The 14408-nt window shown below is 56.2% G+C and carries 12 protein-coding genes; 2 read left to right on the top strand and 10 right to left on the bottom strand.

The genetic code is table 11. The features are described 5' to 3' along the window. Positions 1 to 82 precede the first annotated feature (82 nt). Together DK871_RS10360 and DK871_RS10355 are read right to left on the bottom strand one after the other, a co-directional pair. A complete protein-coding gene (locus DK871_RS10360) occupies positions 83 to 868 on the bottom strand; it encodes a response regulator transcription factor (protein ID WP_161904941.1) in 786 nt (261 codons plus the stop codon). A 126-nt stretch (positions 869 to 994) separates the two neighbouring features. After that, a complete protein-coding gene (locus tag DK871_RS10355; protein ID WP_161904940.1) occupies positions 995 to 1444 on the bottom strand; it encodes a prepilin peptidase in 450 nt (149 codons plus the stop codon). A 71-nt stretch (positions 1445 to 1515) separates the two neighbouring features. On the opposite strand from DK871_RS10355, the gene DK871_RS10350 reads away from it, so the two are divergent. Next, a complete protein-coding gene (locus tag DK871_RS10350; RefSeq protein ID WP_161904939.1) occupies positions 1516 to 1953 on the top strand; it encodes a TadE family protein in 438 nt (145 codons plus the stop codon). Then, positions 1950 to 4685: a PAS domain-containing protein gene (locus DK871_RS10345; protein ID WP_161904938.1), complete on the top strand. Its 2736-nt coding sequence runs from the start codon at positions 1950 to 1952 to the stop codon at positions 4683 to 4685. Before DK871_RS10350 ends, DK871_RS10345 begins: the two co-directional genes overlap by 4 nt. Positions 4686 to 4853: 168 nt before the next feature. On the opposite strand, the gene DK871_RS10340 is transcribed toward DK871_RS10345, so the two are convergent. The 8 genes from DK871_RS10340 to DK871_RS10305 all read right to left on the bottom strand — a co-directional run bounded on the left by DK871_RS10340 (position 4854) and on the right by DK871_RS10305 (position 14272). Beyond that, the gene (locus DK871_RS10340; RefSeq protein WP_218581378.1) at positions 4854 to 6131 is read right to left on the bottom strand and encodes a TolC family outer membrane protein; all 1278 of its coding nucleotides are present in this window, start codon (positions 6129 to 6131) and stop codon (positions 4854 to 4856) included. A 32-nt stretch (positions 6132 to 6163) separates the two neighbouring features. Further along, positions 6164 to 8254 carry a peptidase domain-containing ABC transporter gene (locus DK871_RS10335; protein WP_161904936.1) on the bottom strand — a complete coding sequence of 697 codons (2091 nt, stop codon included), beginning with the start codon at positions 8252 to 8254 and terminating at the stop codon, positions 6164 to 6166. Between the two features lie 37 nt (positions 8255 to 8291). Continuing rightward, positions 8292 to 9452 carry a JmjC domain-containing protein gene (locus DK871_RS10330; protein ID WP_161904935.1) on the bottom strand — a complete coding sequence of 387 codons (1161 nt, stop codon included), beginning with the start codon at positions 9450 to 9452 and terminating at the stop codon, positions 8292 to 8294. Between the two features lie 97 nt (positions 9453 to 9549). Then, complete coding sequence (locus tag DK871_RS10325; protein WP_161904934.1) at positions 9550 to 9717, bottom strand: hypothetical protein; 168 nt, start codon at positions 9715 to 9717, stop codon at positions 9550 to 9552. A 154-nt stretch (positions 9718 to 9871) separates the two neighbouring features. Next, positions 9872 to 10210: a hypothetical protein gene (locus DK871_RS10320; RefSeq protein WP_161904933.1), complete on the bottom strand. Its 339-nt coding sequence runs from the start codon at positions 10208 to 10210 to the stop codon at positions 9872 to 9874. 290 nt (positions 10211 to 10500) lie between these two features. Then, positions 10501 to 10683, bottom strand: a complete 183-nt coding sequence (locus DK871_RS10315) for a LuxR C-terminal-related transcriptional regulator (protein ID WP_161904932.1) — start codon at positions 10681 to 10683, stop codon at positions 10501 to 10503. A gap of 60 nt (positions 10684 to 10743) precedes the next feature. Continuing rightward, the gene (locus tag DK871_RS10310; RefSeq protein ID WP_161904931.1) at positions 10744 to 12054 is read right to left on the bottom strand and encodes an HlyD family secretion protein; all 1311 of its coding nucleotides are present in this window, start codon (positions 12052 to 12054) and stop codon (positions 10744 to 10746) included. Positions 12055 to 12328: 274 nt separating this feature from the next. Next, positions 12329 to 14272 (bottom strand): pilus assembly protein TadG-related protein, encoded by a 1944-nt coding sequence (locus DK871_RS10305; protein WP_161904930.1) that lies wholly within the window; start codon positions 14270 to 14272, stop codon positions 12329 to 12331. Positions 14273 to 14408: the final 136 nt, after the last annotated feature.

The following is a 14408-nucleotide window of genomic DNA, read 5'->3' as shown; positions in this document are numbered from 1 at the left end:
GTCGTTGGCTTCTATAAGAATGCCACCGTGGCGCATAGACGCCTCGGCTTGGGCGAGTCCATCCAATTACAGTAAGGCGGTGCTAGTGCGCCGTGACCCGCTGGCGCATCGCCGAGTTGTTCGGTGACAACGCCAGCGCCAACTGTGTGCGGTTGTGCATATGGGTCAAGCGCAGCACTTGAGACACGTACAGCTTGACCGTGTTCTCGGTAATCCCCAGCTCACAGGCAATCTGGTAGTTGGTCTGGCCCTTGCCCACCAGGCGCGCCACGTCCAACTGGCGCGGTGACAGTTGATTGAAGATGGCCGGGATCTCCAACGGCCCGGTGTCATCGGCCGATAGGTCCCCGCCATTGTCCTGAGGCACCGGGTTGCGGCGCACCTTGTCCAGGTCCATATACAAGTCGTTGATGGATTCGGACAGGTACTGCAATTTCTGGTTAAGCGTGCCCAATTGCAGGTCTTTTTGCCGCTCCTCCAAGGCCGCTTCCTGGCGCTTGAGGCCTTCGAGCAATTCATCGAGGTTGATCGGCTTCTGGTAGTAATCGGCGATCCCCGCACGCAGCGCCTTGATCACATCCTGCTTGTCGGCGCGGCCGGTGAGCATGATCGCTTCGAACGCACGATGTTTGCCGGCTATCCGTTGCAGCGCCTGGACCAGCTCGATGCCGTCCATGTCCGGCATATGCAGGTCGCACAGCACCAAACCGATCAGAGGGTCTTCGCTAAAACGCTGGACAGCTTGCTGGCTCGACTCGCACGGGACACAACGGTACCCGCTGCTTTCAAGAAATTCACAGAGCTCCTCTACGATTAATGGTTGATCGTCGACTACGAGCACTTTTATTGCAGACGTAAGCTTGTTCACGCGCTACTCCATGCCTGGCAAGCCAAAATGTTGACCTATCCTTTCTGACGAAAAATCCTACATGACCACTCATTAAACGTAGACGTACTTTCCGACTATGTACATAGGACTAATCAATTCGAACGACTAGTGGATCCAAAACCAGCAACCGGCAAAACCTGTCAAAACGAAGGGCGCAAAAGGCTGTTTTGTTGACGCTTGCCCTACCCGTTCAACGCGGCCTGAGCTAAGCCCTTGATGCATAAGTGTCCAGGCCACCATAGCGGCGCCCGCACCGATCAGCGTCCCTAACAGGTACTCGATATTGGAGGCCAGGCCCAGGGCGGCGAGCAACTTCACATCGCCCGCGCCAAAGCGGCCCAATGCATAGCCTGGCAGGGTCAGCAGCAGCGCCAACCCCAAGGCCAGGCCGCCTTCGCTGCGAGACGCGCCCAACCACGTTGCCCCCGCCCACAGCAGGTAGATCAACGCCAGCAGCCCGACGCCCAGGGTCAGCGCATTGGCAATTTGCCGTTGGCGAATATCCTGAACCGCACACACGCCCAACCACAACAGAATCACTACATTCTGGATCACGTAAAAAACATCCCTTTTGGCTGAATGATTCTATGCTGATATCAGGTACTCGCCTCAGGGTAGACGCAGTCATGAAATCAGGCCTCCCGAGAACACAGAAAGGTGCCGCGGCGATCGAGTTTGCCTTGGTCTTCGTGATTTTTTTTGCGGTGTTCTACGGCATGCTCAGCTACAGCTTGCCGCTGCTGTTGATGCAGTCATTTCACCAGGCTGCGGCCGAAGGGGTACGCCGCAGTGTGTCCCTGGACCCGAGCACCGCCGGCTATTCGGCCCTGGTTGTGCAACGCGCCAAGGATGCGGCCCAGGCCCAACTGAATTGGATCCCTGGCTCATTGAAGTTCTTGCCCGGCTATATCACCGCCACCTACACCAATAATTTGCTGACGGTGAAGATCACCTATCCCTCGGCCAATATCAAAGCGGTCTTGCCGGCCTTGGTGTTGCCTGGGGTGGGTACCGTACCCAACCTGCCCACCAACCTCACCGCCACCTCGAGCCTTCAGTTTTGACGACAGGCGATAAATTGTTCGCACGCCTGCGCGGGCTTACCAGCGCACTGGCTCTGGACGCGCCAACGACGCCCGCGCCGGGCCTGCAAGTGCAACTGGACAACCTGGGCCGGGTGCTGAGCATCACGGGCGCCTTGAGGCCTTTGCTTGCCCAGCATCTTGCCAACGTGCCCAACCCACCCTTGCAGGCCTTGCTGTGTGCCGACAGCGCGCGGAGTGTCGAGGGCACGCCGCAGGAGTGGCAACGACACGGCCTGGACCTCGACTTCCAGGGCGCCGCCGGCCAGGTCCTGCATACCCGCGGCTGGATCGAGCCAGAGGGCGACGCCTGGGCCCTGCACCTGCTGGACATCACTGACCTGCTGGCTGACCGGGCACGGGTGCAGCAACGCGAACAGAACCACCAACTCGCCGCCCTGATGAGCGAACAGCTGCGCGTGTGCAGTGTCAGCCGCCTGCATCACGTGTTCAGCGAACACCTGCGCAGCGTGGCCCAGCGCTGGCGCATTCCCTGCGTCGCCATGGCACTGCTCGATGAGGATGACCAGGGCTGGCGCATCTACAGCCAATACGCCGCCCACGACGCCCCAGCCTTGTGGCAAACCGGGCAGCACCTGGGCACCAGCCTGGACAGCATCAACGGCAACACGCCACTGAGCCTGGACATTGCCCAGGGCCGCAGCGACAACCCGCGCCTGCGCAGTGTGTTTGGCAATGCCGACGGTTTCCTGGTGCCGTACCGCGACAGCCATGGCGCCGCCGCGTGGCTGCTGTGTGGTTTCTATAACGGCCAGGCACACCACACAGGCGAGCGTGACTGGCTGAACCTGTGCGCAGCACTCGCCGCGCCGCTGCTGGGCCGCCTGCGCGAACAGCGCCACCACCAGCAACTGGAACGCGTGGAAGCCCTGCAAGGCCTGCTTGGCACGGGCTGGTGGGAACTGTTGCCCGCCACCCAGGAGATCCAGCTGGCGCCGCAACTATTGCGCAACCTGAGCCTGGACGAAGGCCCCACCCGCCAGCCCCTCGGCACCTGGCTCGAACTTATCCACCCCGCCGACCGCCAGGCCCTCAACAGCCGCCTGCAAGACCTGCAAGCCCTGGGCAAGCCACTGCTGACCAGCGTGCGCCTGCAACGCACCGACGCTGAACAGTCGCCCCTGTGGTACCGCATACAGGGCCAAGTACTGGGCGCCGGCAATGAACGACGCTGGATCGGCTTCATGCTCGACATCAGCGACATCCAGAACCAACAACTGCAAGCCGCCGCCGCCCATGCGCGCCTGGACAACTTGATCGCCAGCTCACCGGCCGTCATCTACGTGCAGCGCTACGTCAACGGCGCGCTGCACCCGGCGTTTTTCAGCGCCAGCCTGTTGCCGTTGCTGGGCTGGACCTTGGCCGATTGCAACCACGACACCCTGGCAGCGCTGATCCACCCCGACGACCGTGAGCACTACTTCGAACGCACCCGCCAACTGCTGCGCGAAGGCAACGTGCGCAGCCGCTACCGCCTGCGCGACAAACAGGGCCACTACCACTGGCTGCTCGACGAAGCCAAGCTGTTGCGCGACGACCTCGGCCTGCCGGTGGAAGCCGTAGGCCTGTGGCTGGACGTCACCGAGGCAACCCTGGCCGCCGAACAGGTGCGCCAAAGTGAAGAACGCTACCGCATCCTGGTAGAAGACTCGCCAGCGATGATCTGTCGCTACCGCCCCGACCTGACCCTCACCTTCGGCAACACGCCGCTGGCCAATTACCTGGAATGCCGGCCCGAGCACCTGCAAGGCATCGACCTGGGCCAGTGGCTATCGGATGAACAGCGCACCGCCTTTGTACAGCGCATTCACCAGTTGACCCCGGAATTCCCGGTGAGCACCGCGGAAATCAGCCTGCAACTGCCGGGGCGCGAACATGCCTGGTGGGTGTGGTCGGACCGCGGCGTCTTCGATGAACAAGGCGCCCTGATCGAAGTACAAGCCGTGGGCCGCGACAACACCGAGGTGCGCCGCTCCCAGCAACAACTGACCCAAAGCGCAAAAATGGCCACCCTCGGCGAAATGGCCACCGGCCTGGCCCATGAGATCAACCAGCCGCTGAACGTGATGCGCATGGCCATCGCCAATGTGCTCAAGCGCCTGGGCAATGGCGACGCGCAAATCGACTACCTTACGGAAAAACTGCAACGCATCGACGCCCAGGTACAACGCGCCGCACGAGTGGTCGACCACATGCGCGTCTTCGGCCGCCGCTCGGAAATCGAGCAGCACCCCTTCGACCCGGCGCAGGCACTGGAAGGCACCCTGTCCCTGCTCAGCGAAGGCCTGCGCGGCAAAGGTGTAGACGTGCGCATCAGCCCTACCGACTTCTCGGTACAGGTCAAAGGCTATGTCGACCAACTGGAACAAGTACTGATCAACCTGATGGTCAACGCCCGCGACGCCCTGCTCAGCCAGCGAGAAAAAGACCCTGCCCTGCGCCCCTGGATTGCCCTGCACAGCGAGCACGACAGCCGCCATGTACGTATCTGGGTCGAAGACAACGCCGGCGGGATCGACCCGCGCCTGTTGGAGCGGATTTTCGAGCCATTCTTTACCACCAAACCGATAGGCGTGGGTACCGGGCTGGGGCTCTCGGTGAGCTATGGGATTGTGGAGAATATGGGTGGGCGCCTGAGCGTTACCAACGGCGAGGCCGGCGCGAAATTCTGCGTTGAGTTGCCCATCGTGTAGGCCTACATCACCGCCCCGGTGTCAGGGCAGTTGTCGTGTCCCCGCTTTTTGAAAAACATTCCGGGTAGCCGCAAAGTATGGCCATGCATTTTTACTTAGTTGAGCGCCGAGGGCTGCCACCGCTACCATCGACATTTTCCAGCCTCAAAGAGAGGCAATTCAAAAATCTCAGCGCGAACGTAGAAGTCGATTAATTTCATTCAAGTCGCGCTCCGTGAGCCTGCCCACAGCCGCCTTGAGGCGTAACGTAGCCAACAAAGTATCGTAGCGAGCTCGCGAAAGCTGCTGCACCGTTTCGGTGAAGCGGCTCTGAACCTCCAGCACATCAATGCTGATACGAGCACCCACTCTGTAGCCCAACTTGTTAGCCTCCAGGGCAGATTTTGCCGAGACTCGAGCTGTTTCCAACGCTTTTATTTGCGCCATACCACTGACCACTCCCAACCAAGCTTCCCGTACTTGCAACTGCGCAACACGCTTGGCTTCCTCGTATTGAGCTTCGCTCTGGCCACTCAACGCTTGGGCCTGGCGCACTGCTGAGCTAGTGCGTCCACCACCGTATAAAGGCAAACTGACACGCAGGCCGATACTGGTCGAGTCACTGCGCTCAGTACCCACGTTCGGGCGCTGCTGCATACTTTTACTAGCGACTAGATCAACTGAAGGCAAGTGATCAGCCTTACGACTGCGCACCTCATTGCGAGCGATATCCAGGAGCAGGGCCTGTGCCTGAACTTCAAATCCGTTCTGTTCTGCCTCCCTAATCCACGAATTGATATCGGCAGGATATGGCGGTTCAAGACTTACCCCATCGCGCAGGCCTAGCAGAGATCCAGATTGCCGTCCGATGATCCGCGCCAATCCCTGCCGGGCCAGTTCAACATCACTATTAGCCTTGATAGATGCCGCCAAAGCCCGATCGGCGCTAGCCTGCGCCTCATACACATCAGCAATGCTGACATTACCCAGTTCAAACTGTTTACGAGCACTGGCTAGTAGTTGAACATCAGCCACCTGTTGCTGGCGCAAGGTATCGAGGACCTCTTCGGTATTCAAAACCTCAAAGTAGGCGGTGGCGACACGCAGCATTAGTGTCTGTTGTGCACTGTAAAAGCGGCTGATGGCAAGGGCTGTCTGCTGGCTACCTTGCTGATACAGAATCCAATTCTTCCAGCGAAATACAGGCTGGGCCAATTGTATGCTGTAGGTCTGGTTCTGCCGGCGATGCTCTATTTCTCCCCCCTGAACCTGGTACTGGTTGCGGTTCCACAAATTCTGCGCCTGCAAGGACAACTCCGGCAGCAGGCCAGCACGCGCCTGTACAACCGTTTCCAAGCCTGCATCACGTTCAGCTTGAGCTGCCGACAGCTGTTGATCATTGAGTAGGGCATCCTCGTAAATACTTATAAGATCGTCCGCCTGAGCAGCCATAGCCCACGGCAGCATAAGCACGCCGAACAACCGCCTTAGGAATGGCATCAGGCGGACACTGGTCCGGCAGTGAGCCTGAGGTCATCAATGATCATGCCTTTTTCCATCCGGACAATTCGATGCGCTAAGGCAATGGTTTCTGGCCTGTGAGCAATGCTGATCCGAGTCATGGGCATGCGTTGCATGGCATGAACTACACACCGTTCGCTGTGAAGGTCCAGTTGGCTGGTGGCTTCATCCAACGCCAGAATTTTGGGTTGTTTGTATAATGCCCGTGCCAATAACACTCTTTGCCGCTGACCACCGGAAAGACCACTGCCCATCTCCGCAACCAGTGTCTGATATCCCATCGGCATCTGGCAGATGGTGTCGTGGATAAAGGCATCTCGAGCGACCTCTTCGATCTTGCCTTGATCGGCCTGAGGGGCAAAACATGCAATATTTTCTGCCAGTGAACCAGCAAACAGCTGGTCCTCCTGCATTACCACACCGATCAAACTGCGTAACCCATCGATTCCAAGTTGCCGAGCCGGAACACCGCCGATTAGCACCTCACCCTCGGTGGGTTGAAGCAGGCCAAGCATCAGCTTAAACAGAGTTGATTTGCCGCAACCAGAGGCCCCAACGATCGCTACAGAATCACCAGCAACAATCGTTAGTGAAAGGTTACGAATAATCCAGGGCTCGCCTTCGGCATATCGGAAAGAAACATCTCTGAATTCAAGGTGGGGCTCAATAAGCTGCACATCGATTTCCCATTGAGATGAAGGCTCAATTGGCTCTAACGCGATGTCAGCCAGGCGTTCGGCATGCAAGGACAGCATTCTGATTTCGATACCCAGATCAATCAGCTTGCTAGCTCGCCCGGTGAATTGACTCTTATAAGCCATAAAAGCCAGCAGCATGCCCAAAGACAAGCTGCCCTCAAGTACTGCCAGGCCACCGACATACAGCAACAACATGCCCTCAACGCCAAAAATCAAAGTATTAAAACTGGCGAACGTCAGCAGCATTTTCTGTGTAGTAACATCGCGATTTTGTACGTCTGCCATTAGGTTCTGCCAAGTGGCCAGGCGTGCAGAAGTCATGTTGAACAATTTGAGTGGAAGTACTGTGCGGATGCTTTCAAGAAAGTAAGAATTCTCCCTAGCCGCCAGTACTATTCGTTCTTCGGAGGCATTGCGCAACGGATGATAAAACGCCAGACGCAACACTGCGTAAAGCAGTACAGCCACGCCTACAATACCGGTCAACGCACCGCTGTACAGCATCATCATTGCAAGGGTAATAAGCGTGACCAGACTATCGATCACCACGGTGATCGCACCGTTGGTGAGGATATTACGAATGGCTGATAACGATTGAAACCGTGCGGTAATATCGCCTAGTTGACGTTTTTCGAAGAATGGCCATGGCAGTCGCAACAAATGACTGAACAAATTTCCAGACCACTGCAATGCCAACTGTTGATTGAGCCGTAACCCCATCCAGCCTTGTGCCATCCGCAGCGCAAAATCGATCAACATCAGTAGGCAGCCGCCCATTACCGCCAGCAGCAAAAGATGGTGATCAGCAGACACTAAAGCACCGTCAACCACCCATTGCGTCACCTGAGGCGAGAGCAAGGCCACCATTTCCAGTGCCACCGCCAGAACAAAGATATTTCCCAGCGCTCGCTTGAGTCCTATTACCCGGCCAATCAGAGTCCTTAAACGCAGTCGGGGCTTGTGTTGAGCAGGAACAAACTCCGCGTTGGGTGACAACTCAAGAGCCACCCCGGTGAAGTTTCGAGAGGCTTCTTCCTGCGACAACACTTGGCGTCCGCACGCCGGGTCGAGAATTATAAGACGACCTGACTGAGTCTTTACCAACACAACAAAGTGGTTCATGTTCCAGTGCAAGATACAGGGCGTGCGAAGCTGAGGAATCTCGTCTAGCTCAAGCCGTAAGGGACGGCAGGTAAACTCCAGACTCTGGGCATAGCGAATCAACTGCGCCAGGCTTGTACCCTTGATTGAAACCGCAAATCGCCGCCGCAGAGTCGCCAAATCCAGATGCAGGCCGTGCGCTGCAGCCACCATGACCAGACACGCCAGACCGCACTCTTGGCTCTCGGACTGCAAGGTCACTCGCATCATAACGGTTCCTGCTCAGACAAAACGATCAGGAAGGTTCTCAAGGTCGAATCAATTCGAGAGTGTCCTGATGACATAGCTCGAACACCAGGGCCCGAACCTTCGCAGGATCCATTTCGGGGAGTAGTGCAAGCAGTTCGTCCAGACGAATTCCGGGTGAGTGCTCGATACTGCGCACGAGTAACAGAGCCTGTTCGTCAAGATTGACCCGCGTGCCGTTTGCGATCAGGTAGTTTTGTGCGATAGACAGGGTGCTGTTAGCTGAAAGCTGCAGACCTGCATCATCCGGCAACTGCTTAATTCCAGAATTCCCCAAAAGGTCGATGGCCAGCGGCGCGCCCACACGTTGAGCCGTATCAAATGCCTCCATGAAGCGTCCGTAGTGAGTCGGGTCCAGGACCATCCCTGCGAATTGCGAGGCCAACTGAGTCAGGTTCTCCCGGTCATCCTCGAACGTGCTCATGGATTTTCGGGCCGTCAGCAAGGCTGGCAGTTGCTGTTGCATTGACCACTGCACATAGTCCAGGACAACGGCTGGGAACGTGCCAATGGAGAGGTGGAAGGTTTCCTCCTCGAAAGGTAAGGGATTGTGCCACCAGCCTCTAGGTAGGTAGAGCACATCCCCTGGTTCTAGGACAAAATCCATACACGGCTCTGCAGGACAAGGGTAGTCATGCTCAAGGTCTTTACTCTGTTGCATGTACAGGGGGTCGCTGAAGCTTGGCTCATAAACGAACCAACGCTTGCGGCCAATCAGTTGGATGGAAAAAATATCCCGCGTATCCCAGTGCGTTTGGAAGGACGCCTGCCGACCAAATGCTGCGTAGGCACTGCTGACGGTTTGCCTGCCCGTGAACTGAGCTACCTGTCGGGCAAAGGCATGGACCTTTGGTTCAGTGACGATTTTGTTTGCAATCAGAGTCGCGCCGCTTTTCATGCGCTCGTAAACCGCTGACTTAATCAGTCGATGTCTGATCATACCCACATCGTAGAAAGTTTCGACGTACTCGCTTTTTGGCACCAATCCATTGTGAAGAATTTTAAAATCATCGGATTCGACGCTACTACGCTCAATGATTTGATTGGCGTCAGTCCAGGTAAACGCCTGCGTGACTTCAAAGGCTTTCTTGATCAGTAAAGGTTTCTTGCCTTGATAATGCTTAACAAAATCCGTTTTTGAAATATTGAAATCAATGATCATAGTACATCCATGATAATAATGTTGAGCAAGTCTGCTCAAGCCGGTGCGCAAGTTTAATGATGTGCAACCAAACTAAATCGTTATATTTATATCGGAATCAAGCAAGCCAGCGAGCAGAAACCATCGCGGTAATGATTGCAGGAACTCCTGCAATAAAGAATAGCTCTATCGGCTTCGACACCTTCCAGTGAGATATCACCAGGACGCCTTTTATGGCCAGTGCCAAAAACAGTTGAATCCCAAGATACAGAAAAAAGTCAGACATGTTTATGTTGCCCCTCCTTCTTATCAGTTCAGTCCCACCTATGGCCTTTACTGATGCATTCGTGCCCAAACAACCAGCGCGAATTATCATCCTTGGCGACGCCGTTGTTTACACTAGTAGCAGACCTGTTGCCACCAAGGCTGATAACTAAGAGCTAGCGATTGTAGTTGGTTCCTGCCGCATTCCATGCGTTGAGTCCGAAGCCCGCCGCCATGCCTCCGTAAAAACTTGCAGACCCTCCAGCGATGATAGTAGAAGCCACGGCTTGCCCACCCGCCGGTCCGGAAACAAAGCCTGCTACGGCACCAGCAGCCACGGCTGATGCGAAACCGGTCATGCTTCCTCCACCGGTCGTTGCCTCGAAGCCTACGTATCCCGCACCGGCAGTAATCGCGCCAGCAATAGCGCCCGGAACCCCAATGCCGCCAGAGACCACTTCCAACTCTTTAATAGTTATGTCTTTCAAAATTTGCCTCTCCATAAGGATCTTCAACGGTTAGAGCATAAACTACTCAGAACATCAATGATGTCCACAGTACCTCCCGGCACAATCAATTTTCATTTGATGCACCTAGTTTGGCACTGGTTAAACCAGGATCGATATCGATGGATAGTAATGCCGATACCTATATTAAAGCCCCTTCGCGGAGCAAGCGACCCTACACATGTAGGGGGGGGGGGCTGTTGATTACTCAGTCAAGATAGGGGAGGGACATCAACTTTTTAGCGCGCCTGATTACTTCGCTACGGAGGCGATCGTTACATCACAGGGTGCATGCCCTTTCAGAATCGTACTTGATTTGCCATTAATTCCATGCGGCTTCTGACACCACGTTTGCGCAATAGTGAGGATACATGGTCGCGCACGGTGTAATCACTTATGCTTAAGTCAAGTGCGATTTGCTTATTGGTTTTTCCGATCAAAAGCAGCTGCAAGACATCCGTCTCTCTTTTTGTCAGCTCCATGAGAGCTCCACTGTTTTTGTGTATTTCTTAAGATATCAAGGCTAATCTTCCAAGCCTCATTTAATTACGCAGCTTTCCCGTTACCGAATAGATAGGCTCTAGTGCCCATTCATACAGCCGTCTTCGATCCAAGAGAATGTCAGCCTCCAGCAGCATACCCGCTTGCAATGACTGGGATTTTCCATACAACTCAATACTGGAGGAGTCCAGTGCGACAGAAATCTGGTAAAACAGCTCAGTTGTTGGTCCAGAACCCTGCAGTGCAGTTGCGATATGAGGTTGTAACTCTTGCGTAGCGTAGGGACTCTTTGCAACATCAATAACGCGACCGCGAGCCATGCCAAACTTCTGATAGGGATAGGCCGCATAACGCATTAAGACTCTTTGCCCTGGCTCTATAAATCCTGCTTGGCGTGGGGCGGCGTACAGATGGGCTGACAAGGTTGCGCTCTCGGCAATCAAGCTGGCTAGTAATGAACCCGCAGTGACCTGCTGGCCGACCTGGGCTCTCAGGCCGGTCAGTGTCCCGGCATAAGGAGCAATGCTGACCAACTCACTACGGACTTCATTCTCAGCCTGCTCTTGCTTGACCAGCGCAGTGGCACTGTCAGCTTCACTTATCTCGCTGCGATGGCGTATTTCGATTTCTTGGCGCTGAGCTAACAGCTCCGTACGCTCTCGTTCCAGGCTTGCCCGGGCACGTTGGTTGCTTTGCTGCTGGCCTTGCAGGATCAACCAATCATTCTCGGCCTGCTGCAATTGAGCAACAGATATAAACCCGGCATCGACCAGCTCTTGCTGACGCCCCATTTGTGTGCGCGCCAACTCGGCACGACGCTGTAGCAATCGTACCTCCTCAGTGAATTGTCTAAGCTCACCGGCGATAGTGACTAGACGACTATCAAGCATGCGCAATTGTCCTGACAAGCGCTCGTCCGCCAGCTCCCTGTTACGGCGTATTAAATTCAAACGTTGATCCAACTGTTCGGAAATCAGCGCTTGCGTCGCACCAACGCCGGACAAGCGCTCACCGGAGATGACAAACAACACATCGCCTTTTTTGACCTTCTGCCCTTCAGTAACTCTCACCTGAGTAAGAACCCCTACACCCGGAGCAGACAGACGCACCATGCCCTGCTCCGGCATCAGCAACCCCCTCACAGTAGCCTTACGTGTATAGGTACCGAAGTAGGTAAAAGCCAGTATCAATAGCACCAACACTCCGGCAACAAGTGCAGCCAGGCTGTATCCCCACGGCTGGCTGATCAAGACATTACCAAAACGCTGCTCGTGAGCCGCTGCGAGCGCCTCGGAGCGAAAAAGGGGTGAAGGTACGGGCATATAAAGGCCTTTTGATAACGTCACTAACATCTTGCTCCAAGGCGCAAATGATATGTTATTGCATTTACATAAATACATTTTTTAAATAGCGCAAAATCCATCAATGTATTGCCAATCATTTCTGCGCTCTCAAACACGACCAAGCCCTGAATAGAGTTTTACGGGACTTTACCGAAGACTTTTAAAGGGGTGGCCGTAAGGGCGAAACCATAAGCGGTCATTTACGCAGGAAGGGCTCTGTACTGGACTGGACATCCTGATCAGCTATCGAGCCACAACCGGAAGCAAACCTCCTAGCAACAGGCTAAATCACCAGGTAAGCCCTGCCCATATGGCAGGTAAGGTTGGCACCGACTTCGGCATTGCCCAGGTTGATGCCCAAGGCACTCAGCAAAGTATTAACGATGGGGTCGAGAATCGGCGACAACACATTCTGGATCAGCCCCACCACCGCCGTAGTGATAGTCGCCAACAACCCGGCGACCCCAGCCAGCGCACCATTGGAGACACTGCCGCTAGGCGGTGCGTAAGTCACCTGCAAGCCATTAAGCGTCGACACCAGGCTGCCGACGATATTGGCGGTACCCGGCGCAAACTTGTAGGTGGGCGGCGCATTCATCTCGGCCACGGGCGCAAACACCATCGTGCTGGTTTGCGCGCCAATGGTGGAGTTGGCTTTCAACAGCAAACCGCCCCCCACATTCGGCGTACGGTTGGGGCTGCACAGCAGCGTCAGTACGACACAATAGCGCTCCCCAAAATCAATCAGCCTGACCGGCTGCACATTGACTGCAGCCGAGGAAGAAAAAGCCGCCACCGGATCCACCGTACCGACCGCCAGAGTTGCCAGGGACGTGGTGGTTTTCACCGTCAAGGATTTAGAGGCCGGCGAGTCGCAATTGAAATCCGTGACATTGGTTTGCGCACTGCCGGCTTCAATGTAAATGGCCAGCGACGTCGTGACATCGACGTCAGCCACGTTGCAGGCCACCAGGCACAACACACCGCCAACCACCGCCGGCAGGTTGAGGTTCAACAACCCTTTGACCACCTGGGACACCGGCGTGCCCAGGCCCGTCAATATGGACACCACGCCAGAGACCGCCTTGATGATCGGCGCCTGCACGGTCACCAACGTACGCACTTGCGCGGTGCGTACAAAAATCTGATCGGTCGGCGGGGTATTCTGCAAACCCTTCTTGGCCAATACAGGATTGCCAATCGCCGACAGCTGCGGCGGTTCGATGACCTTGGTCTGGATCGACACATTGCCCACCAACGGAATCGCGACCTGCGCCGCCGCACTCACCGCATTCTTGCTACTGGACAACTGCGCCACCGCTTCCAGCAGTTGAAACAGCTGCACGTTGCTGTTGAGCGCCGCCGTCGGCGTGCCGGTGGCGATGTCGAGCAGGTCACCCACGGTCAACAGCTTGCTGTTCGGTGCAATGGCTTGAATCGAAATCACGTCATTGACCACCGCCGTGACCGCCGCGCCGTTTTTCTGCAAGACCTTCACCGCAGCGTCAATCAGTTGAGTCGCCGAGACTGCGGTACTGAGTAAGGCGTCATAGTCGCCGGCCTTCACGTTCAGGTTGATCGCCAGTTGGTCCAGATAACTGAGCAGGTTGACGTTGGTCTGCAGCAAGCCGTTCCAACCCGCCGCCGTGAGCGACAGGTTGCCGCCGAGCAGGTTGCCGATCACCAGGTTAAGCAGTGGAGATTTGCCTGAATCGACGCTGGCCAGACTGCTGCGGATCGACAGCTGTGCCACGGGCGGCGGTGTCGCGGCGACGGCGGTGGCGCTCAAGTTGATTTGCGGGGTGATCGGCGCGCCGCTGAATAGGTTCCACAGGCCATTGGCAATGCTGGTCAGGACGGTGCGCGAGGCCACCACGCGGATGGCATCACTTTTGGTGGCATCGGCGCTAAACACGCGGGTATTGAGGGCATTGGTCGCCAGGGTGCCGCACGTCACGGCCAGGGTGCTGCCATTACCGACCACAAAACCGTTGCGCGCGGCATTTTGCGTGGCATAGGCGTTGGCCGTGGTGTTGGTACCGCACTGGCCACCCAGACCTGCCGCCTCCAATGCCGAAGTGTCGGCAACGGACTGCAACTTGCGCTTTTCCAGGTACAAGCGCCCGCTGTCGACCGCCAGCAACGTAAACACCAGGGCCAAGGCCAAGGTGCCCGCCGCCATCAAGCCAATTGCACCACGCTGCCTGGAGCCGAATCGGGGAGACATCGAAGCACTCCTGCGCTAACTCTCCGTTGCATGGGAGTGTAGACAAGGCTTCGGCAGGTTGCTGGCAACTCGCCACATTGGCGACTGGCGGAGATGCCCTGATACTCTCTGATACTGTAGGAGCGAGCTTGCTCGC

The sequence above is a fragment of the Pseudomonas sp. L13 genome (genome assembly GCF_009935965.1).
Taxonomy (GTDB): domain Bacteria; phylum Pseudomonadota; class Gammaproteobacteria; order Pseudomonadales; family Pseudomonadaceae; genus Aquipseudomonas; species Aquipseudomonas lactis.
The sequence above is the reverse complement of the archived record's forward strand: the minus strand, read 5'-3'. Positions and strand labels throughout refer to the sequence as shown.

Coding starts and splice junctions, on each gene's coding strand:
- DK871_RS10330 (WP_161904935.1), bottom strand. CDS start 9,452: ATGATCATTGATTTCAATATTTCAAAAACGGATTTTGTTAAGCATTAT.
- DK871_RS10315 (WP_161904932.1), bottom strand. CDS start 10,683: ATGGAGCTGACAAAAAGAGAGACGGATGTCTTGCAGCTGCTTTTGATC.
- DK871_RS10325 (WP_161904934.1), bottom strand. CDS start 9,717: ATGTCTGACTTTTTTCTGTATCTTGGGATTCAACTGTTTTTGGCACTG.
- DK871_RS10305 (WP_161904930.1), bottom strand. CDS start 14,272: ATGTCTCCCCGATTCGGCTCCAGGCAGCGTGGTGCAATTGGCTTGATG.
- DK871_RS10340 (WP_218581378.1), bottom strand. CDS start 6,131: ATGCTGCCGTGGGCTATGGCTGCTCAGGCGGACGATCTTATAAGTATT.
- DK871_RS10310 (WP_161904931.1), bottom strand. CDS start 12,054: ATGTTAGTGACGTTATCAAAAGGCCTTTATATGCCCGTACCTTCACCC.
- DK871_RS10350 (WP_161904939.1), top strand. CDS start 1,516: ATGAAATCAGGCCTCCCGAGAACACAGAAAGGTGCCGCGGCGATCGAG.
- DK871_RS10335 (WP_161904936.1), bottom strand. CDS start 8,254: ATGATGCGAGTGACCTTGCAGTCCGAGAGCCAAGAGTGCGGTCTGGCG.